The following is a 25,961-nucleotide window of genomic DNA, read 5'->3' as shown; positions in this document are numbered from 1 at the left end:
TTTAAAATTTATCTTACTAAAAAAACTACCGCAAAATTACGTCTTTCACCACTTCACGGCCCAATTCTTCATTGATCATTTTCACGATTTTATATTTTCCGTGAGTTAACTCTTCACGCAAAACAGAAGAACCTAACTCAACATAAAGCGTACTGCCTTTCAGAACAACATTTCTAGTATACGTATTTACACCATTTCCCATAAGCTGCCTCCAAGCCTCACGAACATCGATTTGATCCATTCCAGGCTGTAATTTATTCACCTGAATAATTTGCTGTAAAACAGCACCAATTGTTGTTTCGCTATTTAGTCTTTTCGCCATCGTTTAAAAGATTTACTGGTCCAGCTTTTTTATAATGATATTCTATTTTTTGCGGATTTTTCACCACTAATTTGTCATCAGAAAGCGAAATAATTTCTTCGCTCCATTTGGCATATTTCGTTTTGTAATCTAAGAAAACTTGATCTCCAGCAAAACGAACCGATACATTCTCAAAAGTATCTGTTGTCAAAAATGTGCCATCAAATTGCGGCATCACTTTCGTTCGGACACCTTTATTATTTTTAATTTGAAAAAAATCAAAAGTCTCGTTCATTTTATACTCTTTCTCTTCTCCTTTCTCAAAAACGACCTTTTCAATTTCCCAATAGCCATTCAATTTAGCAATATCCGTAGGTTTTATTTCCTGTTTACAGCTCACAAACAAAAGCGAACAAAACAAAACTATGAAAGCATTTTTCATAAAATTTATTCTTTTTTCTTTAAAAATGAAATTGAAGATTTAGGAGCTGATTCCTGCTGTCCGCTGTATCTTTTGTATCCGGCGCGGCGGACACAAAAGGATGCCGCTCCCATCAGGACTAGGGCTCCCGTTTTCAAAAGAAATTTTTCTTGAACTACAAAGGTAATTTTATAATTATCAAATAAAATGTTTTACTCATTAATTATTTCATGAAAACAACAACTTTTTCATAATAAAAAAACTTATTCTAACAGTATAAAAACTTATAAAGAGTCAAAATCTCAATAAATTTTAGAGAACTTTAGTCTCAAAAATAAATCATCAAATTTACCATAAAAATAAATTCACAACCCAAACCTAAATTTCAGAATTAAAAATGAAAAACATATTGATACTGCTTTTTAGCATTTTTGCTCTATTTATAAGATGCAACAAACCAATACAGCCAAAAAAAGATCAAAAAAATTCAAAATTAGCAAAAAGCCTAACCAATAGTACACCAATTTTAAAACCCAAAGATACACTGGCTAAAAAAAACAATCAGACATCACCAATAAAAATCATAAGAGCAACACTGCACAAAAATGACTATTCCCAACATAAAGATATTAGTTTAATTTTTAAAAACACAGGACAAAAAAGTATAAAAGCCATTAAACTTGAATGGTTCTGCATCAATTCATTTGAAGAACCTGCAAGTGGAAGGTCTTTTTATGGAGAAGGAAGATTTACAGAAAATTCGACCCATTTATTAAAGCCTGGTCAATTGAGAACTGAATTTTGGGAAGATTTTTCCACAGATGCAGATAAAATCATTGAAATCAGAGCTTATCATATCGTTTTTACTGATGGTACTAAATGGGAACTTAATAAAGATTTTAGCCATCCATTATTAAAAGGACTTGAAAAGAATAAATTCGAAAGAAAGTAAACTTTTATTATATATTCAAACAAAAAAAACAAACCAAAAAGAAAAGAGTTTTGAAAAATTAAAAGCAGTCCAAACTTTAGTTTTCCAAAACTCTTTTCTTTTTGAATCATACGACCTATCGGTTATTTTTTATTCTTTTAAGAACTCCTAAAAAGAATAAAACAATACCCAAAACCAATAGAATATAGTATACTGAAATATTTTTATCCTTTAAAACATTTGCCAGAACAAAAGATATTACACTAGCAAAATAGAACGTTAGAGCCGATATATTTTTCATTATAAATTATTTAAAGAAACTATCAACGAATTCATATTTATTAAAGACTTGTAAATCTTCAATTCCTTCGCCGACACCAATGTATTTCACCGGAATTTGAAATTGATCAGAAATACCAATTACAACTCCTCCTTTTGCAGTTCCGTCCAATTTAGTTACAGCAAGTGAAGTAACTTCTGTTGCAGCTGTAAATTGTTTTGCTTGTTCAAAAGCATTTTGTCCTGTTGATCCGTCTAAAACTAAAAGTACGTCATGAGGCGCGTCTGCTACCACTTTCTGCATTACACGTTTTACTTTTGTAAGCTCATTCATCAAATTGATCTTGTTATGAAGACGGCCAGCAGTATCAATAATAACAACATCTGCATTTTGAGCCACAGCAGATTGCAAAGTATCAAAAGCTACAGAAGCAGGATCACTACCCATTTGCTGTCTTACAATAGGCACATTTACACGATCTGCCCAAACCTGCAACTGATCAATCGCAGCCGCACGAAATGTATCTGCAGCTCCTAAAACTACATTATGACCTGCTTTTTTAAATTGATAAGCCAATTTACCAATCGTAGTTGTTTTTCCAACTCCATTTACTCCAACAACCATTAAAACATATGGCTTTTTATCTTTCGGAATTTCGAATTCTGTTGCTTCACCTGTATTCGTTTCAGACAACAAAGCGCCAATTTCATCACGAAGAATCTGATTTAATTCGTCTGTTCCTAGATATTTATCTTCAGCAACACGTTTTTCAATTCTTTGAATGATTTTCAATGTTGTATTTACCCCAACATCAGAACCAACCAGAACTTCTTCAAGATCATCTAAAACATCATCGTCAACTTTAGATTTTCCAGCAACGGCTTTGCTTAATTTTGAGAAAAAAGTAGTTTTTGTTTTTTCAAGACCTTTGTCTAAAGTTTCTTTTTTTTCGCTAGAGAATAATTTTTTAAAAAAACTCATTTTTTGTAGTTTATTAGATTATTAGATTTCTCGATTTCCATACAAGAAATCCAAATCTTTAAAGAAAGTGCAATGGTTTCCTTAAAAAGAGCCAATTGTTACGATTCTTTAAATTTTTAGACAAATATAGGTAATAAAAAAGCTACTTCCGAATGAAAGTAGCTTTTCTATATAATGTAATTGTAATTATTTCTTTTTCAAGAATTCATCAACTTCTTCAGGAGCCATAATAGATTCTACGAATGTATATGCACCAGTTTTAGGAGATTTTACCATTTTGATGGCTTTTGACAATCTCTTAGAAGCTGTTTGTAACGATGCTACGGTTTTCTTTGCCATGATTCAAATGTTATTTGAAATTCAATAAATCTTCAAATGAAAAACCATTTGAGATTTTATCAAAATCTCTAATTATTACTTAATTTCTTTATGAACAGTTACTCTTTTTAAGATTGGATTAAATTTTTTAATCTCTAATCTATCTGGAGTATTTTTTTTGTTCTTAGTTGTAATATATCTAGAAGTTCCTGGAACACCAGAAGTTTTGTGCTCAGTACATTCTAAAATTACTTGGATTCTATTACCTTTCTTTGCCATCTTGCTATATATTTATTTAGGAAAAGATTATTTGATAAATCCTTCTGACTGCGCTTTTTTCAAAACTGCAGTGATTCCATTTTTATTAATTGTTTTTATCGTAGATGCTGCTACTCTAAGAGTAATCCATCTATCTTCTTCTGGAAGATAAAAACGCTTTTTAACTAAGTTTACAGAAAACTTTCTCTTAGTTTTGTTCATAGCGTGAGAAACGTTATTTCCTACCATCGCTCTTTTACCTGTAAGGTCACAAACTCTTGACATTATACTTATCTTTTATCGTTATTCAAAATCAGGGTGCAAAGAAAAGAAAAATAAACCATTGTAGCAAAAAATTATTGCACAAATTTTAAAATTTCTTTCTGTAATATTTCCAAACTCTTAACAGTTGCCCTATCTATCACTTTTTCACGCGGTTGTCCGAAGTTAAATTCTTCCACAATTACTCCGTCTGGCGTCGCTAAAGCGATAAAAACAGTGCCAATTTCGGCATCAGAATCTCCTTTAGAAGGCCCTGCATTACCCGTCGTTGCCAGCGCATAGTCGGTTTTCAGCAACGCTTTAACATTCAAAGCCATAACTGATGCCACCTCAGCACTAACTACCGAAAACTGGTCTATCAAATCTTGAGCTACCCCTAAAACATTTACTTTCGTTTCTGTTGCATAAGACACAACGCTACCTTTGAAATAGCTTGACGAACCCGGAACAGACGACAGCAGGGAAGCAATTCTTCCTCCTGTACAACTTTCTGCAGTTGAGATTGTTTTATTTTGTTTAGAAAGCAATTTGCCAATTACGGTTTCGATAGTTTCATTTTCGTCGTAGCCCACAATTATATCATGAATTATGGCGTCCAATGATTGCACATTACTTTCTATAGCCTCTTCTAAGTCTTCCTTATTCGTTCCACGGGCTGTTAGACGGAGACGAACTCGTCCTGGATTTGGCAGATAAGCCAATTTTATAAATTCTGGAAGATTGTTTTCCCATTGCTCAATACGTTCTGCAACTAAACTTTCGCCTTGACCATACGTTAATATGGTTTTGTGAATAATATAAGGGCGTTTGTATTCTCGGACAATTTTTGGAATTATTTCTTCCTCTACCAAATATTTCATTTCATACGGAACTCCTGGAAGCGAAATAAAAACGGTATTTTCTTTCTTCATCCACATTCCCGGAGCCGTCCCCACTTTATTATGCAACACCGTACAAGTTGACGGAACCAAAGCCTGATCTTTGTTCATTTGAGAAATTGGCCTTTTATAAAAACCTTCTATCAGTTCTGTAACGTGAGCTAAAACTTTTTGATCTACAACCAACTCGTCATTAAAATACTCACAGAATGTTTTCTTGGTAACGTCATCTTTTGTTGGACCTAGTCCACCTGTTACAATCACAACATCAACTTTGTTTTGCAATTGCGCAAAAGTGTCTAAAATATGTTTTTTATCATCGCTTATCGACAGCATTTCTGCCACCTCAACTCCAATTCTATCGAGTGATTTAGCAATAAAAGCCGAATTTGTATCGACGATTTGGCCAATTAAGATTTCATCTCCAATAGTAATAATTGCTGCTTTCATATCAGTAAAATATTTTTTGATTCTTACATTAAGCAAGACTATAATTTATAAGTAGAAAATTTAAATTTTGTCTTGGAGGAAGGTATTAACAGCTTTTACAGACTATAAGCCGCTTACAAAATTTAAAAAATGATTTTGACTTATTCCTTAATTTTAAAAAAATCAGGAATAAGTCAAATTTTATATTAAAGATCAAAATCTTTTTTAATTTCTTTTATCGCTTCTTTTACTTGTACTTTAATACTTTTAAAAGTTTCAATAATATCTTTTTTCTTGCCTTCAGCTTTTGTCCACGCCTCTACTTGCAAGATTTCTTCAAAAGCTACATTTAACCCCATTAAATCTAATGTTGGCTTTATTTTGTGCGCATACGAATATGCATATTTATGATCCTTCTTTTTAATTCCTTCTTTAATTTGTTTTAAATCTTCCGGAACTTCTGTAACAAATAAAGTTAAAATCTGATTTACAAATTCAGGATCGTTATCTGAAAGCGCATAAACTTTCGAAAGGTTGTACTTTAAAGCCATTATTTTACTTGTATTCTGAATAATTTTTTATCTTCTAAAAAGCCTTCTAAAATGTCATTTGGTTTTACAGCCGCAACACCTGCCGGTGTTCCTGTAAAAATAATATCTCCAATTTTTAAAGTAAAAAACTGAGACACGTGAGCGATTAATTCATCAATCTTCCAAAGCATCATACTTGAGTTTCCTTTTTGAACCACTTCTGAATTGCTTCTTAATTCAAAATTAAGATTTTCCACAGAAACAAAATCAGTTTTTGGCAAAAAATCTCCAATAACCGCAGAACCGTCAAATGCCTTGGCTTTTTCCCACGGAAGTCCTTTTTCTTTCAATTTACTTTGCAAGTCTCGTGCTGTAAAATCGATTCCTACGCTAATTTCATCATAATATTTATGAGCAAATTTTGGTTCAATATATTTTCCGACTTTGTTAATCTTTACGATTATTTCAACTTCATGATGAACATCTTCGGAAAATTCGGGAATAACAAACGGATGCTGTTTCAGCAAAACCGCAGAATCTGGCTTCATAAAAACAACAGGCTCACTGGGACGTTCGTTTTTCAACTCTTCTATATGATTGGCATAATTTCTGCCGACACAAATGATTTTCATTTCTTTTAAGGTTCTAAGATGCTAAGACGCTAAGTTTCTAAGGCAAAAACTCAGAACCTTAGAAACTTAGCACCTTAGAAGCTTACTTCGTATTTAATTTTCTTAATTTAATTGCTGTCAAAACTTTTTTGGTGTACAATGGAAAATCGGCATTTTGGATCCAGCTGAAATATCCTGGCTCTGTTTCTAGAACCTTCTCCACTTTTGCACCTTTATGTTTTCCAAAAGTAAAAATTTCTTCATCATCTTTATCAAAAGCAATCATTCCGGCAAAATCTGCTATTTTTTTACGTGTTGTAAATTCAGATAAAGATTTTATATCGTTTTCCAGTTCTGGATAACGATCTAACTGCGCTTTCAAGATTTCGTAAGTCGCCATGGTATCAGCTTCTGCCGAATGCGCATTGTCTAAACTTTTTCCGCAATAGAACTTTAAAGCCGCACTTAATGTACGCTCTTCCATTTTGTGAAAAATTGTTTGAACGTCTACAGAAACTTTATTTTTCATGTCAAAATCGACTCCTGCGCGAAGCAATTCTTCTGCCAAAAGCGGAATATCGAAACGATCTGAATTAAATCCGCCAAGATCACTGTCTTTTATCATATTGTGAATGTGCGGAGCAAGTTCTGCAAAAGTTGGTTCATTGGCCACTTTCTCGTCAGTGATACCATGAACTGCAGTTGTTTGTGGAGGAATTGGAATTGTTGGATTTACCAGCCAGGTTTTACTTTCTTTGTTTCCGTTAGGAAAAACTTTGAATATTGAAATTTCTACGATTCTATCTTTACCGATATCAATTCCCGTTGTTTCGAGATCAAAAAAGCAAATTGGTTTGTTAAGTTTTAATTCCATTTCTAATTTTTATAAGTTTACAAATGTAATTTTTAAAGCGGAATATCTTCCTTTATTCTGAGTTTTTTTGCCCAAAAAAAGCTTTCAATTCGTGATTTTAACTTTTTCTAAAATAAGCCTACAACCTTACCACGCATTTCCACTTAATTCTTTTCTTACAAAAGAAAAAAAATCCGACAAGTTTTAAACCTATCGGATTTGATTTTATTTTTCAAATGATTTTAGAAATCTCTATCAACATCAAAAGCTTCTAAGTATTCTGCTACTCTTTTCACAAAACTTCCTCCTAAAGCCCCATCTACAACTCTATGATCATATGAGTGCGACAAGAACATTTTTTGGCGAATTCCGATAAAGTCACCTTCTGGAGTTTCAATAACAGCAGGCACTTTACGAATTGCACCAAGAGCTAGAATACCTACTTGTGGCTGGTTGATAATTGGCGTTCCGAAAACACTTCCAAAAGTACCAACGTTTGTCACCGTGTAAGTTCCGCCTTGAGTATCATCTGGTTTTAGTTTTCCAGCTTTCGCACGATTTCCTAAGTCGTTAACCGCTTTTGCCATTCCAACCAAATTCAACTGATCTGCATTTTTAATTACAGGAACAATTAAATTACCGTTTGGCAACGCTGCCGCCATTCCTAAATTGATATTTTTCTTTTTAATGATATAATCTCCGTCAACAGATATATTCATTCCAGGAAAATCTTTTAAAGCTTTAGCAACCGCTTCCATCATAATTGGAGTAAAAGTCAATTTCTCGCCTTCTCTTTTCTCAAATGCAGCTTTTACTTTATCTCTCCATTTCACAATGTTTGTTACGTCAACTTCAATAAAAGATTGTACGTGAGCCGAAGTCTGAACCGAAGCTACCATATAACCTGAAATCAATTTACGCATTCTGTCCATTTCTACAATTTCGTCAGCACCGTTTACAGAAACTGGAACCGCTTGCTGGCTTTTTTGAACAATTGGCTCAACTGCTTTCGGAGCTTCAACTTTCGGAGTTTCAGCAACTGCTTTTGGAGCTTCAACTGTTTGAGGAGCTTGAACAGCACCCGATTTACGATCTTCTACGTATTTTAGAATATCTTCTTTAGTCACACGTCCGTCTTTTCCAGAACCTGCAATATTTTCAAGTTCGTTTAAAGAAAGACCTTCTTCTTTTGCAATATTTTTTACTAATGGAGAAAAGAATTTATCTGATCCTGAAAAATCTTGAGAAGCTACCGTTTCTTTAACCGCTTCGATTGTTTTTTCGATTTCGGCAACTTCTGCAGGAGCGGCAGTTTCTTGAACAGCATTTACAGTTTCTGGCGCTGCTGTTTCTCCGCCTTCAGTTTCAATAATAGCAATGGTTTGTCCTACTTGCACTAAATCATCTTTACCAAACAATTGCTCAACTAAAATCCCTGATACTTCACTAGGCACTTCGCTGTCAACTTTATCTGTTGCAATTTCGAGTACGGCTTCATCAGCCTCAATTCTGTCTCCAACTTCTTTCAACCAGTTTGTTACGGTTGCTTCAGCGACACTTTCTCCCATTTTAGGAAGCTTTAATTCAAATCTTGCCATATTGTTAATCTAAAAGATGTTTTTGATTTTCAGATTGCGAAATTAATGAAAATTTTAAATATAAATTTCATTTAATATAATTTTTTACTCAATTTTCACGATTTGCCCTCTGTCATTCCTTGAATTACTTCCAATAATAAAACCCGTATTTTTGGGAAAAATTTTAAAAGTAACCCGCTTATCTTTAAGAGTTTCTATGATTTCGATACATTTTTTGAATGAAACATAGTGATTATCCAAAATGATCTCTGCCTTTTTACCCTTTAAAATTAGGCACGAATTTACCATTTTTTCTCCTTTGAAATCTAAAAATCCAACTTTATTTTCCAAAATCGAAGCCAGTTTTTTAGCGAAATTCTCATTTTCGGAGTATAAAAAATAACTTTCCGGCAATGGGTTTTCTTTTGGTTTTCCTAGAAACATTTTAGCACTTGAAAACAAAAAAGCGCCAATTTGAATAAAAAAACTAAAAAACCATGATTTCTTAAAGTGCTTTTGATAAAAGAAATTCATGGCTTCCTGAAAACGCATCATATACTTTTCGTCTTTTATTGTACTTTCTCCTTTATAATGCAAAACGGTAGTTTCATGAAAATAATAATTCCTTTTTTGCATTTGTAAAGCGCGATACGACAGATCAATATCATCGGCATACATGAAACAGTTTACATCAAAACCGTTTAAATCTTCATATAGTTTTCTTTCTAAAAACATAAAAGCTCCTACGAGAATAGCTACTTTTCCACTTTCATTTTCGCTTAAATGCTGAGCATAATATTTATTAAAAAGTTTTACTTTGGGAAATATTTTATACAATCCGAAAATTTTAGTGAAGGCAACCCAAGGCGTTGGAATGCCGCGTTTGCTTTCTGGAAGAAATTCTCCAGTTCCGTCAATTAATTTGCAACCAATGATTCCGAGATTATTTTGCCTTTCGGCGAAAGCCAGAATCTTTGTAAAGGTATCTTCTGCAACAACAGTATCAGGATTTAAAATACAAACGTACTTTCCTTTCGCTTGACGAACACCAATATTATTGCCTTTTGGAAAACCAAAATTTTCTTTGTTTTCAATCAGTTTTACGTCTGAAAACTTTTCTTTCATCATCAAAACACTTTCGTCTGATGAATTATTATCAACTACAATAATTTCTGCATCGATTGACGCAATTGCTTCCTGAACACTTAAAAGGCATTGTTCGAGAAAGTAACGCACATTGTAATTTAAAATAACAACCGATAATTGCATGAATAATTGAGTCTGTAGATTTTGGCCGAAGTTAGAAATTTTCTGATAACCCTAGGCGCAACGACCAATCGTTTTTACTGATTCCATAATCCAAAGCCAAATTACTGCCGTTGCGTTTATTCCATTTAATGCGAATTCCTGTTCCAACGGCAGGATTCCATTTTTTAAATTCATAGGTGTCAAGTTTGGAAACCGAAGAAATATTAGTAAAAAAAACAGCACCAAAAAATCCGTTACGACTGATATCGGTCCTGTATTCGGTTTCAAAATAAACTAAAGCATTGCTTCTATACCTGTTTTTAGTAAATCCACGACCCGTTTTTCCTTCACGATCCCAGCCAATACTCGGCAAATCCAGATAATGCGGTTTTCCTCCAAAAGTTGACCAGAAAAATGCTCTTGATGCCCAAACCCGATGTTTGGTTTTACTGAAAGAATGGTATTTACGAGCATCAAAATATATAGACTGCCACTTATCGCCTTCTACTCCACTGGTATTGAGTCGTAAATCGGCTTCGACGTACAAACCTTGTTCTGGATTGATTATGTTTTCTCTCGAATCGTACAAACCTTGAATGGCAAATCCGAACGAAGTCTCATCAGAATAATCGCCATTCATATATTTATAATAATCTGTTTCTCCGTCTATATAAGATTCTTCAGAAATATTTTTATAATTATCGAAAAGAAAACCAACTCCCAAACGGTAATTTCCAACAATTTGCCTTGTTATAAATTGATAAAAACGCCATTGCTGATAATCGAGCGTAGAGATTTCCTTTTTTGTATTTTCTTCTCCCAATCCGTAAGTATCCTGCGGATAAATCATATAACGATAATCTCCGATAAGATTCCATTTATTATCACTTGTATAGATATAAGATTGGATCGGAAATACAAATTGATTGCTGAAACTGAAATAAGGCGAAAAGGTAATCTGCGACATTTTGGTTCTTTCGGCATCTCCTAAATAAAAAGTAGTCAGAAAAGAAACAACCAAACCATTGCTGGAATTAACGCCAACGGGAACTGGCAATAAGGAAAAAGTTAGTTTTCGTTTTCTATCTGGACGAATAGTATCCTGTTTATCAAAAATTTTATGAATAACATCTAAGATATCTCGAGTTCCCACAGCTGTACTATCATTTTGAGCCTGACAAAACGATCCTATTAAAAGTAAAATTAAGATGCATTTAATTTTTAAACCACTCACAAACAATATCTTAAAAACCGTCTCTTACAAATTTAAAATTTTATTAAGAATATTAAGGTCGTTTTTAAGGAAAGTTTTCAGTTGCGGTTTTCGGTCTCAGTTTACATACTGAAAACTCAAAAACTGTGACGAGACTAAAGCGCTAAAGATGCAGCTGAATTTTATATTTGTTCAAAAGCTTCATAACAAAAAGCATAATTATTGAAAACACCAAAGACCATAAAATTCCAGGAACACCTACTCTGAAATATCCTGGTATAATATGAAAATTAATAGCTTTACAGAAATAATAAATAACGCCCGGCAAGATATAAATCAATAATGGGTTTGCGGCTGCTGGCATGAAGAATTCACTCCATTTGGTTTGTTTTTTAACTTCCATCAGCCAATAAAGAAAATAGAACAAAGCGGTACAAATTGCCGCAGAAAACATCGTCCAAGATGGCGTTCCTTTTATTTTTGAAATTCCGAAATACGGACGAAGCAAAATTGCAGTTGCAGTAAATAAAGCAATAAAACCAATTACTGGCCAGTTGATTTTGGAACTTATTTTTCGATCAAAAAACAATAAAGAAATTATAATTCCTGCGGAAGTTAGAGAAACATGTGTAAGATGTCCCGCTATAAAACTCAGCCAAGAAGTGTTTCTAACAAAAGAGTTCTCTGTTAAATTTAGAGAATTCATAGCAACGGCAAAAACTAAAAAAGCAATCATTGCCCATAAGTTTCCTGAAACCAACCAATAATAAATTACTGTAAAAAGATATGCCCAACCTATTAATCCTAGAATTCCCCACCATTTTGGCGTCATTCCGCGATCTCCCGTATCTTGAATGTATATAAAATAGAGCGTGATGAGAACTAAAATACCTCCGTATTGCAATACATTTTTTAACCAAAAAGGAAAATCTTTTGGGTATTTATTCCAAATCGGAATTGGCATACTATAAGCCAAAAGTGCCCAAAATGCAGGCTTGATAATCATTTTTGCAGCATCATAACCATATTCGGCATTGACCATAAAAACACCAATTACAATAAGCGCAATGGCTCTTTTTAGAGTATGCATCCAAATTGTTTTTGTACTGTCACCTTTTATGAGTCTGGCATTAAAAGCAAACGGAATAGACATTCCGACAATAAATAAAAAAGCAGGAAAAACTAAATCAACAAAAGTCATTGCATCGGCATCAGCGGGCATGTGTTTCATCCATTGCGGTACGTTTTGAATACTCGCAAGTTCGTTTACAAAAATCATTACAAAAATGGTAATTCCGCGCAAAGCATCAATAGAAACAATACGCTTATTAAACAAATTCTCTTTTATTTTCATAATTTTTTACTTTTTTACTAAAAATCAAATATAGCATAATTCTAAAATGTCTTGTTACAAATTCTCGATTAATTTTGCGCGATATAAAACTGATTTATACATTTTTGTTACATGCTTTCATTCCTAAAATCGAAACCCGCATTAAAAGAACTGTTTGACGGCAGTTTTGTAGATATCCATTCTCATATTTTACCCGGAATTGATGACGGAGCTCAGAACATAATAAAATCAAGTGAACTGGTTTCGGCTTTGAAAAAGCTTGGGGTTTCTCAAATTATAACAACTCCACACATCAAGCATCATGTTTGGAATAATTCTCCTGAAATTATTCAATCTAAACTTCAGGAAACCCAAAAAGCATTAGAAGAAAATAAAATTAAAATGTCTGTTCAAGCTGCCGCCGAATATTTTATAGATAGCTGGTTCGAAAATCATTTTAAAGAAGAAAAACTTCTTACTTTAAAAGACAATTATGTTTTGGTGGAAATGTCGTATCAAAGTGCGCCTTTAAATATTTACAAAACCATTTTTGAAATACAAGTAGCGGGCTACATTCCAGTTTTGGCACATCCTGAAAGATATGTTTTTTACCACAACAAGTTTTCGGAATATGAAAAATTAAAAAATGCGGGCTGTGTTTTTCAACTGAATCTGCTTTCTACTGTAGAATATTATGGAGCTCCAATCGCCAAAATAGTTGATGAACTTTTAGGAAAAGGAATGTATGATTTTTGCGGAACCGATGTTCATCATAAAAAGCATATTGCAGCTCTTGACGATAAAATAAAAATTAAAAATATTGATTCTTTAAAAGACGTCATTAAGAATAATCAGTTTTTTAAATTCTAAGAAAACTTAATAGGCGTTTTCTTCACCTTTAAAAATATTGATAACCGTTTTTACGATAATCTTAATATCAAGCAGAAAACTCCAGTTTTCGATATACCAAATATCATATTCCACTCTGTTTTCCATATCGCTTAGAACCTTTGTTTCTCCTCTAAAACCGTTTACCTGCGCCCAGCCTGTAATTCCGGGTTTTGCATATTGGCGCACCAAATAATTATTGATAAGATCACTATATTCTTTTGTAAGATTGACCATGTGAGGTCTTGGTCCTACGACAGACATATCTCCTAGAAAAACATTAAAAAACTGAGGAAGTTCGTCTATACTTGTTTTACGGATAAAAGCTCCAAATTTGGTAATTCGGCTATCACCTTTTTCAGCTTGTTTTTTATGAGCCATACCATTTACATGCATACTTCTAAACTTTATGCACATAAAAGATCTGTTGTCTCTTCCGGATCTTTCTTGTTTAAAAAAAACAGGTCCTGGCGATTCCAATTTTATAATGAGCATAATAATCGGGAACAGCCAAGGAAAAATGAGCAAAATGACAAGTCCAGAAAAACAAATATCAAAAAACTTCTTTAAAAGTCTGTTTGAAGCAAATTCTAAAGGTTCTGGACGAAACATTAAAACGGGCGTATTTTCATAAAAAGCAACTTCTACTTTGCTAGCTTTTGTGTAAAGCTGAAAATCTGGAATGAATTTGATACGAATCATATTTTGTTCGCAAATTCTGGTCAATTCATTAATGATTTCGATATTGTCAATATGCAATGCCACATACATTTCGTCAATTTTTTTGTCGATAACAAACTTTTCAACGTCATTGAATTTTCCAATAATCAAATCTGAATCAACATCTTGATTATTATTTGTTTCATCAAAAAAACCTAAAAAACGATAACCAAACGTTAAGTCTTTTGCCAGCACTTTACGAATTTTTTCACCCGATTTATTGGCTCCTACAATGATAAAAGTCTTAAAATTGTATCCTTTTGCTCGAACGTATTTTAAGAGCTTCATTGATAAATACCTCGAAATCATCAAGAGTCCAAAAAATATCAGATAAAAATAAACCAAACGAAGTCTTGAAATATCAACGTATTTTAAGTAAACGACAAATATCGAGACCAAAGCGGCATGAATAGAAATCTTTTTAATTGTTCTCCATAATATTGATTCAATCGGTTCAACTCTCACGCTTCGATTAGAATCTTTTTGAAGCAGTAAAGCAACCCATATAAAAATGGCTAAAAGCGAAATGGTTCTTTCGTCTTTAGATAATAGCTTATCTAAATTGCCAAATCTAGCCAATGCAGAAAGAATTGTCGCAAGATTTAACAATACAACATCAACAACTACAAACAAAAGCTTGTAATAACGAGAAATTCGGTAGTGCGATAATTTTTGTAAAATTTTCATTGCGTGGCTTCGTTTTATCCAAAAGAATAAAAAAAACTTTTACACTTAAAGTGATGCAAAATAACACTTAAATTATATTTTTTAAATACTTATTTCTTTCTATTATTTAAAACTTTACTTTTATCTTATGCATACTTAACATTTCGCTCATGCTAAAAATTTTATTTTTCTTTTTAATAATCACGAATTCCGTTTATTCTCAAATTCATGAAAAAAAACTGAAGCTAAAACCCAACTATTCTTTTCAACTAAGCGATTCTATAAAAGAAACTTCGGGTTTGATCGCTTTCAAAAATCTGCTTTGGACACACAACGACGATCACGATAAAACTATTTACGGATTAGATTCTTTAGGAAAAATTAAAAAGAAAATCGTTTTGGAACAAGCGGTAAATCACGACTGGGAAGAAATCTCGCAAGATGACACTCATATTTATATTGGAGATTTTGGAAACAACTATTCTGGAAACCGATCGGATTTGAAAATTCTCAAAATCGAAAAAAAATCTTTTCTGGAAGGCAGTCCAACTATTGAAACGATTTCATTCTCTTATTCGGATCAAACTGATTTTTCTCCTTCAAAACCCAACAAAACCGATTTTGACTGTGAGGCTTTTATTGTTTCTAAAGACAGTATTTATCTGTTTACCAAACAATGGAAATCGTCTAAAACCAATATTTATGCTTTGCCCAAACAGGAAGGAACGCAAACTGCAAAATTTAAAGCAACACTCGACACCAAAGGCTTGGTTACTGGCGCAACCTATTTAGAAGATAAAAAACTAATTACTTTGTGCGGCTATACTAAAGTTGGAAAACCGTTTTTATATCTGCTTTACGATTTTAAAAACTATGATTTTTTATCTGGAAGCAAAAGAAGAATAGATATAAAACTTCCCTTTCATCAAATAGAAGGAATCGCAACAAAAGATGGACTTCACTACTTTATTACAAATGAATCTCTGGTTCGAAAACCTATTTTAAATAATCCGCAGCAAATTCATTATTTTGATTTGAGTTCTGTCCTCAGTTTGTATCTCCATAAATAATTCGCAAATGCAAGATAATAGTTTACTTTTGCAGAAAGTTATGTTTTAGAAACATTCATAACTCATAATTTATAACTTATACTTACAAAGTGAATTACTTATCTGTAGAAAATATATCAAAGTCATTTGGCGAAAGAGTCCTTTTTGACAACATTTCTTTTGGGATCAACAAAGATCAAAAAATCGCTTTTATTGCTAAAAATGGTTCTGGAAAAACCACCATGATGAGCATCATTAACGGGTTGGAAGAACCAGATAAAGGTCAAGTTGTTTTAAGAAAGGGAATCAGAATGGCATTTCTCTCACAAGACAATAAACTTCAGGATGAACTTACGATTGAAGAAAGTATTTTTGCTTCAGACAATGAAACGCTGAAAGTTATTGAAGCTTACGAAAAAGCTTTAGAAAATCCTTCAGACGAAGAAGCCTATCAAAAAGCTTTTGATGCTATGGATCAGCATAATGCTTGGGATTTTGAAACTCAATACAAGCAGATTTTATTCAAATTAAAACTGGAAGATTTTAAACTTAAAGTGAAAAATCTTTCTGGAGGACAAAAAAAACGTCTTTCATTAGCCATAATTCTAATCAATCGCCCAGATTTATTGATTTTGGATGAGCCAACCAACCATTTGGATTTAGAAATGATCGAATGGCTTGAAAGTTATTTCGCTAAAGAAAACATTACGCTGTTTATGGTAACGCACGACCGTTTCTTTTTGGAACGTGTCTGTAACGAAATCATCGAATTGGATAACGGAAAATTGTATCAATACAAAGGAAATTATTCTTATTATCTGCAGAAAAAAGAAGAAAGAATCACTTCTGAAAATGCCAGTGTTGACAAAGCAAAAAACCTTTTTGTAAAAGAATTAGAATGGATGCGCCGCCAGCCAAAAGCGAGAACAACCAAATCTAAATCTCGTCAAGACGACTTTTACATTATTAAAGAAAAAGCACAAAGCCGACGAAAAGAAAATAAAGTTGAACTTGAAATTAATATGGAAAGAATGGGAAGCAAAATTATTGAGCTTCATAAACTTTCAAAAAAATTCAAAGACCGCGTTATTCTAGACAATTTCAGCTTTGATTTTCAACGTGGTGAAAGAATTGGAATTATTGGTAAAAACGGAACAGGAAAATCGACTTTCTTAAATTTGCTGACAGGAACAATTCCGCCAGATAGTGGTCGCGTTGTAAAAGGTGATACTATAAAAGTTGGATATTATACACAATCTGGGATTAATCCAAAACCGGGACAGCGTGTTATCGATGTCATTAAAGAATACGGAGAATATATTCCATTGGCAAAAGGAAAAATTATTTCAGCTTCGCAGTTATTGGAGCGTTTTCTTTTTGATGCGAAAAAACAATACGATTATGTCGAAAAATTGAGTGGAGGTGAATTAAAACGTTTGTATTTGTGTACAGTTTTGATTCAGAATCCAAACTTTTTGATTCTTGATGAGCCAACAAACGATTTGGATATTGTGACACTTAACGTTTTAGAAAGTTTCCTTTTAGATTATCCAGGATGTTTATTGGTAGTTTCTCACGATCGTTACTTTATGGATAAAATTGTCGATCATTTATTTGTCTTTAGAGGTCAAGGAGAAATCGAGAATTTCCCAGGAAACTATTCTGATTTCAGAGCTTACGAAGACAGTGCGGACATATCTGTTGCAAAAGAAGAAACCAAAGCTGAAAAGAAAGATTGGAAACAGAACAATACATCTGGAAACTTAACTTTCAACGAGCAAAAGGAATATCAGAAAATTGAAAGAGAAATTAAAGACCTTGAAGCTGACAAAGCTAAAATCGAGCAGTTATTCTCTGACGGAAAAGTTGCCGATGCTGACATCGAGAAAAAAGCAAATGAACTTCAAAATATAATTAATAAAATAGACGCAAAAGAAGAACGCTGGTTTGAACTATCTGCTAAATTGGAAGGATAGATTATACTTTTGATTTTCAGCAATTAATGTTAATATCTAAAAACCATCACAGCGACTCAAAAACTAATTTATATATTTACAGCTTTTAAAATAAATACCACATGAAAAAATTATTAATCGCATTATTTACATTGACACTTTTCGTTTCATGTTCTAGTCCAACTCCTGACGATATCCTACCACCACCAAAGGATTATACGGCACAAAATGACAAAGAAATTACCGATTATCTTGCTAAAAACAATTTAACAGCAACAAAAACAAGCACAGGATTATATTACATAATCAAAACAGAAGGCACAGGAAAACAGCCAAGTATACTATCTACTGTAACTGTTAAATACAAAGGATATTTTACATCTGGAAAAACATTTGACCAGAGTAAAGATGCAGCTGGCGCTACCTTCCCATTAAATAAAGTAATTCAAGGCTGGAAAGAAGGAATTCCATTTTTTAAAGAGGGTGGATCTGGAATTTTGCTGATACCATCACATTTAGGTTATGGAAGTTATGACGACCCAAGAGGTGTTCCTGCGGGTTCTGTACTTATTTTTGACATTGAACTAATTTCAGTAAATTAATATTGCAATCTGAAAAGTAAAAATGCTGTTTCAAATTAAATCTTATCTAACCTTTCTTTGGCATTCTAAAAACGAACACGCAGTTCATTCGCCCTTTGTTTTCAGTCTGCTCACAAAATGTTTTTATGATAAGAAAACCAAATCGGAATATGCAATTTTAAAAAAATACAGAAAATCTCTTTTAGAAAATAAAAACTTTATAGAAGTGACTGATTTTGGAGCAGGCTCCAGAGTTTTCAAATCCAATCGAAGACAGATTTCTAAAATTGCGCAAACAGCAGGAATTTCGCCAAAACGAGCCGAATTATTGTTTCGAGTTACCAATTATTTTCAGCCAGAAAACATACTCGAAATAGGAACATCCTTAGGTTTAGCAACTTCCGCGTTGGCTTTAGGAAATCCGAAAGCAAAAGTGGTTACAATTGAAGGTTGTCCAAATACCGCAAATGTTGCTCAAAATCAATTGGCTGAATTTAATTGTAATAATGTAGAAAATGTAATTTCCGAGTTTGAATCTTTTTTAATTTCTGAGAACATTCAAGCAACAAATTATAATCTGATATATTTTGACGGAAATCATTCTAAAAAAGCAACTTTAGAATATTTTGAACTTTTATTGCCAACTATAGATAATGATTCTGTTTGGATTTTCGATGACATTCATTGGTCAGAAGATATGGAAGAGGCTTGGGAGATAATCAAAAATCATCCTCAAGTAAAAGTCACAATTGATACTTTTCAATGGGGATTTGTATTCTTTAGAAGAGAACAGCCGAAAGAGCATTTTACAATACGAGTATAAAAAGAAAGCCGATCATTAATGATCGGCTTTCTTTTTATTTCTAATTCAAAAATTTAAAAATCTTATTTCTTAGCTTCTTTGTTTTCTTCAGATTTAGCTCCCATTCTGTTTATCTTATACATTGGTGCAAACTTGATTTTCAAACCAGCAATTTTTCGGTTATCCTCAGCTGTAAGCCCTTCTTTTTCTACTGTATTTTTACGGCTATCTAGAGCTTCGTACATTAATTTAATTTCATCCCAGTCTTCTCTAGAATATTTGTCCTTATTATTTTCTACAGTATGAACAAACTGCTGATAAACGCTATGAATGTTTTGGGCGTTAACCCAACTAAAACTCATATCATCACCAATTTTTCCTGCACCAAACAAAGCATCTCTTAATTGTTGTTTTGGGCTAGGAGCTGGAGGGGCAAATTGGGCGGTCATTTCATTTTTAAATTCCTCGTATTTAATTTTACTTGCATTTACTTTTTCAGTTGCGGCAACATTGTCTTTAATATCTGCCAAAGCGGCTTGAGCTTCTTGAGATCTTCTATCATATTCGGCTTCTACACTTTTCCAATTGTCTTTCAAATCTGTGGCTGCGACATTTTTAACAGAGTCGACATATGTAACATAACTCTCTACTGTTTTCTGAGCTCTTTCTTGCTTTTCATCTTTACACGATGTAAGCCCTAATACTAACAATGCAATTCCTGTAGCTATTTTTATATTTTTCATAATCTTAGTTATTTAATTAATTACATATCAAATTTACTTAAACCATAAATCAAAAAATTACATTATTATCATATTTTAAAAACAAAAAACATTTTAAAACTATAAAACACACAAAATAATGAGAATTAAACAAATTTAAACCTGAATTATATAACTGATTTACTTTTAAGAAACGTATTTTACGAAAGCGATTCTAAGCTTTTATAATCAAAGTGATTTTTGTAACAAAAACCGATTATCAACTACTTATTCAAAAGTGTTTTGTACTTTTAAATCCAAAATTGTAAACTAAAATGGCTGAACCATTAATTAAAATAACCGACATTAAACGAAATTTTACTTTAGGAAACGAAATCGTTTATGTTTTAAAAGGAATAGATCTAGAAATACAAAAAGGTGAATATGTTGCTTTAATGGGACCATCTGGATCAGGAAAATCTACATTAATGAATTTATTAGGCTGTTTAGATACACCAACTTCTGGTCGCTATATTTTAAATGGAAAAGATGTCAGCAAAATGAAAGATGATGAACTGGCTGAAATCAGAAATAAAGAAATTGGTTTCGTTTTTCAGACCTTCAATCTTTTACCCAGAACAACTGCTTTAGATAATGTTGCCCTGCCAATGATTTATGCTGGTCATGGAAAATCTGAAAGAATGGCTCGTGCCACCGAAGTTTTAAAACAGGTTAACCTAGCAGACAGAATGGATCACCAACCGAATCAGCTTTCTGGAGGACAGCGTCAGCGTGTTGCAGTTGCAAGAGCTTTGGTAAACAAACCTTCAATAATTTTGGCCGATGAGCCAACAGGAAACTTAGACAGTAAAACCTCTGTAGAAATCATGAAGCTTTTTGGAGACATTCATGCGCAAGGAAACACTGTAATTCTAGTAACTCACGAAGAAGATATTGCTGCTTATGCACATAGAATTATTCGTTTAAGAGATGGTTTAATTGAAAGTGACACGAAAAAAACTGTTTAACCGTTTATTTGGTTAATCGTTTAATCGCAAAGAAAAACTTAGAATCTCAGCACCTTTAAAAAAAATGAAAGTATATACCAAAACCGGCGACAAAGGCACAACATCTCTTTTTGGAGGGACTCGCGTACCGAAAGACCATATTAGAATTGACAGTTACGGAACTGTTGACGAACTAAATTCTTACATCGGATTAATCCGTGATCAGGAAATGGATTCGCATTATAAAACCATTTTAATTGAAATTCAAGACCGCCTTTTTACTGTTGGTGCCATTTTGGCAACTCCGCAAGAGAAAGAAGTTTTAAAAAACGGAAAACTTCGTTTAGAAAACCTAGGCATAATTGATTCGGATATTGAATTACTCGAAAATGAAATTGACAGAATGGACGAAAGCCTTCCGCCAATGACTCATTTTGTTTTACCTGGAGGGCATCCAACTGTGTCACATTGTCATATAGCACGCTGCATTTGTCGCAGAGCAGAACGTTTAGCCGTGCATTTAAGTCATAATGAACATGTTCCAGAAATAGCAATTACCTACTTAAACCGACTTTCTGACTACCTTTTTGTCTTGGCACGAAAGTTGTCCTCAGACTTAAAAGCGGAGGAAGTGAAATGGATACCGCGTAAGTAAACAATCTCAGTTTTCAAACTGCAAACTCACAAGAAAACTGAATACTTAAAAGTACAGTAATTAGTAGCAAACATCGGTTTTCATACTGCAAACTGGCACCGAAAACTGATTACTAATAAGGACGTTCTTAAATTTTATTAAAATAAATCAAAATTTACTTGTCTTTTTCAGTAAAAAATTTATTTTTGCACAAACTAAACAGATAACAGATGTATTGGACATTAGAATTAGCATCTTATTTAAGTGATGCGCCATGGCCTGCTAACAAAGACGAACTTATTGACTACGCCATTAGAGCTGGTGCTCCATTAGAGGTAGTAGAAAACCTTCAGTCAATTGAAGATGAAGGCGAGATATATGAATCAATGGAAGAAATTTGGCCTGATTATCCAACAGACGAAGATTATCTTTGGAATGAGGATGAATATTAAAAAATAAACCAAAGGAAAAAGTCTCATCATAGAGACTTTTTTTTTGGTTCAAATACATATTATATAATAAAGAAATACAATAAATCATGAGTTTCATAAACAGTATTATTAAAGTCTTTGTCGGCGATAAGTCGCAGAAAGATGTCAAAGCTTTACAACCTTACTTAAACAAAATTAAAACATTCGAAGCTCCTTTAATGAGTCTTTCAAACGACGAGTTAAGAGGAAGAACGGTTTATTTTAAAGATAGAATCAAAGAAGCTAGAGCTGATAAAGATGCTAAAATTGCTTCGCTTAAAGCAGAAGTAGAAAACATCGAAGACATCGATAAAAGAGAAGATATTTATGATGCAATAGATGCTCTTGAAAAAGAGGCTTATGAAATCTCTGAAAAAACTTTATTGGAAATTCTTCCAGAAGCATTTTCTGTTGTAAAAGAAACGGCTCGTCGTTTTAAAGAAAACTCTCATATCGAAGTTACGGCAACTCCAAAAGACCGCGAATTCTCTGCAACAAAATCATATATTACTATTGATGGCGACAAAGCGATCTGGGCAAACAAATGGAATGCTGCTGGAAAAGATATCACTTGGGACATGATTCACTATGATGTTCAGTTAATTGGTGGTATGGTATTGCACGAAGGTAAAGTTGCCGAAATGCAAACGGGTGAAGGTAAAACTTTGGTTGCTACGCTTCCGCTTTACTTAAACGCTTTGACAGGAAACGGAGTTCACTTAGTAACTGTGAATGACTACTTGGCAAAACGTGATAGCACGTGGAAAGCTCCTTTATTCGAATTCCACGGTTTATCTGTTGACTGTATCGATAACCACCAGCCAAGTACAGAGCAAAGAAAGAAAGCATACGATGCTGATATCACTTACGGAACCAACAACGAGTTTGGTTTCGACTACCTAAGAGATAACATGGCGCATTCGCCAAGCGATTTAGTGCAAAGAAAACATAATTTCGCCATTGTCGACGAGGTTGACTCTGTACTAATTGATGATGCTAGAACACCGCTTATCATTTCAGGACCAGTTCCTCAAGGAGATCGTCATGAATTCAACGAATTGAAACCAAAAATCGAAAACTTAGTTGCGCAACAACGTCAGTTAGCAAATGGTTTCTTGGCTGAAGCTAAAAAATTAATCAAAGAAGGTAATACAAAAGATGGAGGTTTCCAATTGTTGAGAGCTTACAGAAGTTTACCTAAAAATAAAGCATTAATTAAATTTTTAAGTGAAGAAGGAATTAAACAATTGCTTCAAAAAACTGAAAATCAATACATGCAGGATAACAATCGCGAAATGCATAAAGTTGATGAGGCTTTATACTTCGTGATTGAGGAGAAAAATAATCAAGTAGAATTGACAGACAATGGTATCAAATACCTTTCTGGAGATACAGATGCAGATTTCTTCGTTTTACCAGACATTGGAACAGAAATCGCTGCAATTGAAAAACAAAAATTAGACAAGGACGCTGAAGCGGAAGCTAAAGAAAGATTATTCCAAGATTTTGGAGTAAAAAGCGAGCGTATCCACACTCTTACTCAGCTTTTAAAAGCTTACGCTTTATTCGAAAAAGATGTAGAGTATGTTATCATGGACAACAAAATTATGATTGTCGATGAACAAACAGGTCGTATCATGGACGGACGTCGTTACTCAGACGGTCTTCACCAAGCGATCGAAGCAAAAGAAAATGTAAAAATCGAAGCTGCAACTCAAACTTTTGCTACTGTAACATTACAGAATTACTTTAGAATGTACAGCAAATTGGCTGGTATGACAGGTACTGCTGTTACTGAAGCTGGTGAGTTATGGCAAATCTATAAATTAGATGTTGTTGAAATTCCGACAAACCGTCCAATTGCAAGACACGATAAAGAAGATTATATCTATAAAACAACACGTGAGAAATTCAACGCTGTAATCGAAGATGTTACTGAATTATCAAAAGCTGGAAGACCAGTATTGATTGGAACAACTTCTGTAGAGATTTCAGAATTATTAAGCCGTATGCTTAAAATGAGAGGAATCACTCATAACGTATTGAATGCTAAAATGCACAAGCAAGAGGCACAAATCGTTGAAGAAGCTGGTAAAGCTGGAGTTGTAACTATTGCAACAAACATGGCTGGTCGTGGTACCGATATTAAATTGTCTCCAGAAGTAAAAGCTGCTGGAGGTTTAGCAATCGTGGGTACAGAGCGTCATGATTCTCGTCGTGTAGACAGACAGTTACGTGGTCGTTCTGGTCGTCAAGGAGATCCAGGAAGTTCTCAATTCTACGTTTCTCTTGAAGATAACTTAATGCGTTTATTCGGTTCTGAAAGAGTTGCTAAAGTAATGGACAGAATGGGATTGAAAGAAGGTGAAGTTATTCAGCATTCTATGATGACTAAATCTATCGAGCGTGCTCAGAAAAAAGTAGAAGAAAACAACTTTGGTGTTCGTAAACGTTTATTAGAATATGATGACGTAATGAACTCTCAACGTGAAGTAGTTTACAAACGTCGTCGTCACGCATTGTTCGGAGAGCGTTTGAAACTAGATATCGCGAACATGCTTTATGATACTTGCGAGTTAATCGTAAGCAACAATAAAGTGGCTAATGATTTTAAAGGATTTGAATTTGATTTAATTCGTTATTTCGGAATTACATCTCCAATTTCTGAAGCTGATTTCGCAAAATTAAACGATATCGAAGTTACAGGAAAAGTATACAAAGAAGCTTTAGCATTCTACACTGAAAAAACAGAAAGAAGCGCAAGAGAAGCTTTCCCAATTATCAAAGGAGTTTACGAAGAGCCAAACAATCATTTTGAAAGAATTGTCGTTCCATTTACAGACGGAATCAAAACTTTGAATGTTGTAACCGACTTGAAAAAAGCTTACGATAGCGAAGGTGCTCAATTAATTGCTGATTTCGAGAAAAACATCACTCTCTCTATTGTTGATGAAGCTTGGAAAAAACACTTACGTAAAATGGACGAATTGAAACAATCTGTTCAATTGGCTGTTCACGAGCAAAAAGATCCATTGCTTATTTACAAATTAGAAGCTTTCAATTTGTTTAGAGGAATGTTAGACAACGTTAACAAAGAAGTTATTTCATTCTTATTCAAAGGTGATTTACCAGCTCAAAACGTTCCTGAAATTCACGAAGCAAGAGAAGTTCGTCAAAAAGAAAACTTACAATTAAGTAAAGACGAAATTCCAAATAGCGAAAGCATGAATCGTGAGGCTGGAGAAACTCAACAACGTCAAGTTACTGAAACTATCGTTAGAGATATGCCAAAAATCAACAGAAACGATACTGTTGTAGTTCAAGAAGTTGCTACTGGTAAAACAGAAACAATGAAGTACAAAAAAGCTGAAGCTTTAATTGCTGAAGGAACTTGGATTTTAATTAACTAATAATCTCTATTTCAAATAGTAAACATAAGTAGACCCGATAGAACTCAAAAATCTGTCGGGTTTTTCTTTTCTAATGCCTCCAGTTGTTCTTTTTTTACATTAAATGACAAAAATCGTTCTTGTAAATAAATTTAAAATGTATTTTTGCTCTCGAAAACAACGAAACATATTTTGAAACGACTTTTCGTCATATTTCTTTCTTGCATGCTATTAGTCCCTTCTTTTGGCAGTTTCTTTGTTTATACCTCATTCAAATTAAATCAGGAAGAAATTTCTAAAACAATCTGTGTACAGCGCAAAATGGTTTTCAACAGCTGTAATGGTCGTTGTGAACTTCAAAAAAGCTTAAAAAAATACGCAGACAACGAAAAAAGAATGCAAAATAATCTGAAAGAAAAAGCAGAAGTAGTTTACATTCAGACTTCAATCTTAAACAATTTCAAATTAACGGGCATTATTGAATCAAAAGCAAAAATTTTCGCTTCGTTTGATAAAAAGCCTATTGCAATCGCAAATTCAATTTTTCACCCTCCATCCTATTTTATATAAATTTTAAAAAGTCAAAATTCTAAGACTTGCAGTTCGCTTACGGCCTAAAGCCTATAGCTAACAGCTTTAATTTATATAATTCAAA

27 protein-coding genes are annotated in these 25,961 nt (G+C 33.4%); 11 read left to right on the top strand and 16 right to left on the bottom strand.

Annotated elements, in window-relative coordinates; all coding sequences use genetic code 11:
- Positions 1 to 25: 25 nt before the first annotated feature.
- Complete coding sequence (locus tag DMB71_RS04395; RefSeq protein ID WP_111364004.1) at positions 26 to 322, bottom strand: DUF721 domain-containing protein; 297 nt, start codon at positions 320 to 322, stop codon at positions 26 to 28.
- Positions 303 to 743: a lipocalin-like domain-containing protein gene (locus DMB71_RS04390; RefSeq protein ID WP_111364003.1), complete on the bottom strand. Its 441-nt coding sequence runs from the start codon at positions 741 to 743 to the stop codon at positions 303 to 305. Before DMB71_RS04390 ends, DMB71_RS04395 begins: the two co-directional genes overlap by 20 nt.
- Positions 744 to 1,119: 376 nt before the next feature.
- On the opposite strand from DMB71_RS04390, the gene DMB71_RS04385 reads away from it, so the two are divergent.
- Positions 1,120 to 1,674, top strand: coding sequence for a hypothetical protein (locus DMB71_RS04385; RefSeq protein WP_111364001.1), 555 nt, complete (start codon positions 1,120 to 1,122; stop codon positions 1,672 to 1,674).
- 286 nt (positions 1,675 to 1,960) lie between these two features.
- On the opposite strand, the gene ftsY is transcribed toward DMB71_RS04385, so the two are convergent.
- The 12 genes from ftsY to DMB71_RS04325 all read right to left on the bottom strand — a co-directional run bounded on the left by ftsY (position 1,961) and on the right by DMB71_RS04325 (position 12,465).
- The gene (gene ftsY / locus DMB71_RS04380) at positions 1,961 to 2,914 is read right to left on the bottom strand and encodes a signal recognition particle-docking protein FtsY (protein ID WP_111364000.1); all 954 of its coding nucleotides are present in this window, start codon (positions 2,912 to 2,914) and stop codon (positions 1,961 to 1,963) included.
- 186 nt (positions 2,915 to 3,100) lie between these two features.
- On the bottom strand, positions 3,101 to 3,253 hold the full coding sequence (locus DMB71_RS04375; protein WP_070261881.1) for a DUF4295 domain-containing protein: 153 nt from the start codon (positions 3,251 to 3,253) through the stop codon (positions 3,101 to 3,103).
- 75 nt (positions 3,254 to 3,328) lie between these two features.
- The gene (gene rpmG, locus DMB71_RS04370; protein WP_008253902.1) at positions 3,329 to 3,511 is read right to left on the bottom strand and encodes a 50S ribosomal protein L33; all 183 of its coding nucleotides are present in this window, start codon (positions 3,509 to 3,511) and stop codon (positions 3,329 to 3,331) included.
- 27 nt (positions 3,512 to 3,538) lie between these two features.
- On the bottom strand, positions 3,539 to 3,775 hold the full coding sequence (gene rpmB / locus DMB71_RS04365; protein WP_008468080.1) for a 50S ribosomal protein L28: 237 nt from the start codon (positions 3,773 to 3,775) through the stop codon (positions 3,539 to 3,541).
- Between the two features lie 71 nt (positions 3,776 to 3,846).
- Positions 3,847 to 5,100, bottom strand: a complete 1,254-nt coding sequence (locus tag DMB71_RS04360; RefSeq protein WP_111364065.1) for a competence/damage-inducible protein A — start codon at positions 5,098 to 5,100, stop codon at positions 3,847 to 3,849.
- 185 nt (positions 5,101 to 5,285) lie between these two features.
- Complete coding sequence (locus DMB71_RS04355; RefSeq protein ID WP_008468078.1) at positions 5,286 to 5,630, bottom strand: Hpt domain-containing protein; 345 nt, start codon at positions 5,628 to 5,630, stop codon at positions 5,286 to 5,288.
- Positions 5,630 to 6,241: a fumarylacetoacetate hydrolase family protein gene (locus DMB71_RS04350; RefSeq protein ID WP_111363998.1), complete on the bottom strand. Its 612-nt coding sequence runs from the start codon at positions 6,239 to 6,241 to the stop codon at positions 5,630 to 5,632. The genes DMB71_RS04355 and DMB71_RS04350 overlap by 1 nt, the downstream gene beginning before the upstream one ends.
- Positions 6,242 to 6,323: 82 nt before the next feature.
- The gene (locus DMB71_RS04345; protein ID WP_111363996.1) at positions 6,324 to 7,094 is read right to left on the bottom strand and encodes a 3'-5' exonuclease; all 771 of its coding nucleotides are present in this window, start codon (positions 7,092 to 7,094) and stop codon (positions 6,324 to 6,326) included.
- A gap of 221 nt (positions 7,095 to 7,315) precedes the next feature.
- Positions 7,316 to 8,671: a dihydrolipoamide acetyltransferase family protein gene (locus tag DMB71_RS04340; RefSeq protein ID WP_111363995.1), complete on the bottom strand. Its 1,356-nt coding sequence runs from the start codon at positions 8,669 to 8,671 to the stop codon at positions 7,316 to 7,318.
- 84 nt (positions 8,672 to 8,755) lie between these two features.
- Positions 8,756 to 9,919 (bottom strand): glycosyltransferase family 2 protein, encoded by a 1,164-nt coding sequence (locus DMB71_RS04335; RefSeq protein ID WP_111363993.1) that lies wholly within the window; start codon positions 9,917 to 9,919, stop codon positions 8,756 to 8,758.
- Between the two features lie 31 nt (positions 9,920 to 9,950).
- A complete protein-coding gene (locus tag DMB71_RS04330) occupies positions 9,951 to 11,132 on the bottom strand; it encodes a BamA/TamA family outer membrane protein (protein ID WP_239452922.1) in 1,182 nt (393 codons plus the stop codon).
- Between the two features lie 142 nt (positions 11,133 to 11,274).
- Positions 11,275 to 12,465 (bottom strand): DUF5009 domain-containing protein, encoded by a 1,191-nt coding sequence (locus DMB71_RS04325; RefSeq protein WP_111363991.1) that lies wholly within the window; start codon positions 12,463 to 12,465, stop codon positions 11,275 to 11,277.
- Positions 12,466 to 12,576: 111 nt separating this feature from the next.
- Between DMB71_RS04325 and DMB71_RS04320 the strand changes: the two genes are divergently transcribed.
- On the top strand, positions 12,577 to 13,314 hold the full coding sequence (locus DMB71_RS04320) for a tyrosine-protein phosphatase (protein WP_111363989.1): 738 nt from the start codon (positions 12,577 to 12,579) through the stop codon (positions 13,312 to 13,314).
- Between the two features lie 6 nt (positions 13,315 to 13,320).
- Here the strand turns inward: DMB71_RS04320 and DMB71_RS04315 are convergent, their stop codons facing one another.
- Positions 13,321 to 14,739: an undecaprenyl-phosphate glucose phosphotransferase gene (locus DMB71_RS04315; RefSeq protein ID WP_111363987.1), complete on the bottom strand. Its 1,419-nt coding sequence runs from the start codon at positions 14,737 to 14,739 to the stop codon at positions 13,321 to 13,323.
- Positions 14,740 to 14,888: 149 nt separating this feature from the next.
- On the opposite strand from DMB71_RS04315, the gene DMB71_RS04310 reads away from it, so the two are divergent.
- From DMB71_RS04310 to DMB71_RS04295, 4 genes are all read left to right on the top strand, one after another.
- Positions 14,889 to 15,788: a T9SS C-terminal target domain-containing protein gene (locus tag DMB71_RS04310; protein WP_111363985.1), complete on the top strand. Its 900-nt coding sequence runs from the start codon at positions 14,889 to 14,891 to the stop codon at positions 15,786 to 15,788.
- Positions 15,789 to 15,877: 89 nt separating this feature from the next.
- Positions 15,878 to 17,743, top strand: a complete 1,866-nt coding sequence (locus DMB71_RS04305) for an ABC-F family ATP-binding cassette domain-containing protein (RefSeq protein ID WP_111363984.1) — start codon at positions 15,878 to 15,880, stop codon at positions 17,741 to 17,743.
- A gap of 101 nt (positions 17,744 to 17,844) precedes the next feature.
- Positions 17,845 to 18,324, top strand: a complete 480-nt coding sequence (locus DMB71_RS04300) for an FKBP-type peptidyl-prolyl cis-trans isomerase (protein ID WP_111363982.1) — start codon at positions 17,845 to 17,847, stop codon at positions 18,322 to 18,324.
- A 22-nt stretch (positions 18,325 to 18,346) separates the two neighbouring features.
- Positions 18,347 to 19,126 carry an O-methyltransferase gene (locus tag DMB71_RS04295; protein WP_111363981.1) on the top strand — a complete coding sequence of 260 codons (780 nt, stop codon included), beginning with the start codon at positions 18,347 to 18,349 and terminating at the stop codon, positions 19,124 to 19,126.
- Positions 19,127 to 19,188: 62 nt separating this feature from the next.
- Here DMB71_RS04295 and DMB71_RS04290 read toward each other — a convergent pair whose 3' ends face one another.
- Positions 19,189 to 19,848 (bottom strand): DUF6565 domain-containing protein, encoded by a 660-nt coding sequence (locus DMB71_RS04290; protein ID WP_111363979.1) that lies wholly within the window; start codon positions 19,846 to 19,848, stop codon positions 19,189 to 19,191.
- Positions 19,849 to 20,141: 293 nt separating this feature from the next.
- On the opposite strand from DMB71_RS04290, the gene DMB71_RS04285 reads away from it, so the two are divergent.
- From DMB71_RS04285 to DMB71_RS04265, 5 genes are all read left to right on the top strand, one after another.
- Positions 20,142 to 20,834, top strand: coding sequence for an ABC transporter ATP-binding protein (locus DMB71_RS04285; protein WP_111363978.1), 693 nt, complete (start codon positions 20,142 to 20,144; stop codon positions 20,832 to 20,834).
- Positions 20,835 to 20,898: 64 nt separating this feature from the next.
- On the top strand, positions 20,899 to 21,468 hold the full coding sequence (locus tag DMB71_RS04280) for a cob(I)yrinic acid a,c-diamide adenosyltransferase (protein WP_111363976.1): 570 nt from the start codon (positions 20,899 to 20,901) through the stop codon (positions 21,466 to 21,468).
- Positions 21,469 to 21,677: 209 nt separating this feature from the next.
- Positions 21,678 to 21,899 carry a DUF2795 domain-containing protein gene (locus DMB71_RS04275; protein ID WP_007138072.1) on the top strand — a complete coding sequence of 74 codons (222 nt, stop codon included), beginning with the start codon at positions 21,678 to 21,680 and terminating at the stop codon, positions 21,897 to 21,899.
- Between the two features lie 86 nt (positions 21,900 to 21,985).
- Positions 21,986 to 25,327: a preprotein translocase subunit SecA gene (gene secA, locus DMB71_RS04270; RefSeq protein ID WP_111363975.1), complete on the top strand. Its 3,342-nt coding sequence runs from the start codon at positions 21,986 to 21,988 to the stop codon at positions 25,325 to 25,327.
- Positions 25,328 to 25,531: 204 nt separating this feature from the next.
- Entirely contained in the window at positions 25,532 to 25,876 is a 345-nt protein-coding gene (locus tag DMB71_RS04265) for a hypothetical protein (protein WP_111363973.1), read from the top strand.
- Positions 25,877 to 25,961 lie beyond the last annotated feature (85 nt).

The sequence above is a fragment of the Flavobacterium tistrianum genome, from assembly GCF_003254545.1.
Lineage (GTDB): Bacteria > Bacteroidota > Bacteroidia > Flavobacteriales > Flavobacteriaceae > Flavobacterium > Flavobacterium tistrianum.
This window is presented reverse-complemented; position numbering and strand designations above follow the sequence as displayed.

Coding starts and splice junctions, on each gene's coding strand:
- DMB71_RS04395 (WP_111364004.1), bottom strand. CDS start 322: ATGGCGAAAAGACTAAATAGCGAAACAACAATTGGTGCTGTTTTACAG.
- DMB71_RS04390 (WP_111364003.1), bottom strand. CDS start 743: ATGAAAAATGCTTTCATAGTTTTGTTTTGTTCGCTTTTGTTTGTGAGC.
- DMB71_RS04385 (WP_111364001.1), top strand. CDS start 1,120: ATGAAAAACATATTGATACTGCTTTTTAGCATTTTTGCTCTATTTATA.
- ftsY (WP_111364000.1), bottom strand. CDS start 2,914: ATGAGTTTTTTTAAAAAATTATTCTCTAGCGAAAAAAAAGAAACTTTA.
- DMB71_RS04375 (WP_070261881.1), bottom strand. CDS start 3,253: ATGGCAAAGAAAACCGTAGCATCGTTACAAACAGCTTCTAAGAGATTG.
- rpmG (WP_008253902.1), bottom strand. CDS start 3,511: ATGGCAAAGAAAGGTAATAGAATCCAAGTAATTTTAGAATGTACTGAG.
- rpmB (WP_008468080.1), bottom strand. CDS start 3,775: ATGTCAAGAGTTTGTGACCTTACAGGTAAAAGAGCGATGGTAGGAAAT.
- DMB71_RS04360 (WP_111364065.1), bottom strand. CDS start 5,100: ATGAAAGCAGCAATTATTACTATTGGAGATGAAATCTTAATTGGCCAA.
- DMB71_RS04355 (WP_008468078.1), bottom strand. CDS start 5,630: ATGGCTTTAAAGTACAACCTTTCGAAAGTTTATGCGCTTTCAGATAAC.
- DMB71_RS04350 (WP_111363998.1), bottom strand. CDS start 6,241: ATGAAAATCATTTGTGTCGGCAGAAATTATGCCAATCATATAGAAGAG.
- DMB71_RS04345 (WP_111363996.1), bottom strand. CDS start 7,094: ATGGAATTAAAACTTAACAAACCAATTTGCTTTTTTGATCTCGAAACA.
- DMB71_RS04340 (WP_111363995.1), bottom strand. CDS start 8,671: ATGGCAAGATTTGAATTAAAGCTTCCTAAAATGGGAGAAAGTGTCGCT.
- DMB71_RS04335 (WP_111363993.1), bottom strand. CDS start 9,919: ATGCAATTATCGGTTGTTATTTTAAATTACAATGTGCGTTACTTTCTC.
- DMB71_RS04325 (WP_111363991.1), bottom strand. CDS start 12,465: ATGAAAATAAAAGAGAATTTGTTTAATAAGCGTATTGTTTCTATTGAT.
- DMB71_RS04320 (WP_111363989.1), top strand. CDS start 12,577: ATGCTTTCATTCCTAAAATCGAAACCCGCATTAAAAGAACTGTTTGAC.
- DMB71_RS04315 (WP_111363987.1), bottom strand. CDS start 14,739: ATGAAAATTTTACAAAAATTATCGCACTACCGAATTTCTCGTTATTAC.
- DMB71_RS04310 (WP_111363985.1), top strand. CDS start 14,889: ATGCTAAAAATTTTATTTTTCTTTTTAATAATCACGAATTCCGTTTAT.
- DMB71_RS04300 (WP_111363982.1), top strand. CDS start 17,845: ATGAAAAAATTATTAATCGCATTATTTACATTGACACTTTTCGTTTCA.
- DMB71_RS04295 (WP_111363981.1), top strand. CDS start 18,347: ATGCTGTTTCAAATTAAATCTTATCTAACCTTTCTTTGGCATTCTAAA.
- DMB71_RS04290 (WP_111363979.1), bottom strand. CDS start 19,848: ATGAAAAATATAAAAATAGCTACAGGAATTGCATTGTTAGTATTAGGG.
- DMB71_RS04285 (WP_111363978.1), top strand. CDS start 20,142: ATGGCTGAACCATTAATTAAAATAACCGACATTAAACGAAATTTTACT.
- DMB71_RS04280 (WP_111363976.1), top strand. CDS start 20,899: ATGAAAGTATATACCAAAACCGGCGACAAAGGCACAACATCTCTTTTT.
- DMB71_RS04275 (WP_007138072.1), top strand. CDS start 21,678: ATGTATTGGACATTAGAATTAGCATCTTATTTAAGTGATGCGCCATGG.
- secA (WP_111363975.1), top strand. CDS start 21,986: ATGAGTTTCATAAACAGTATTATTAAAGTCTTTGTCGGCGATAAGTCG.
- DMB71_RS04265 (WP_111363973.1), top strand. CDS start 25,532: ATGCTATTAGTCCCTTCTTTTGGCAGTTTCTTTGTTTATACCTCATTC.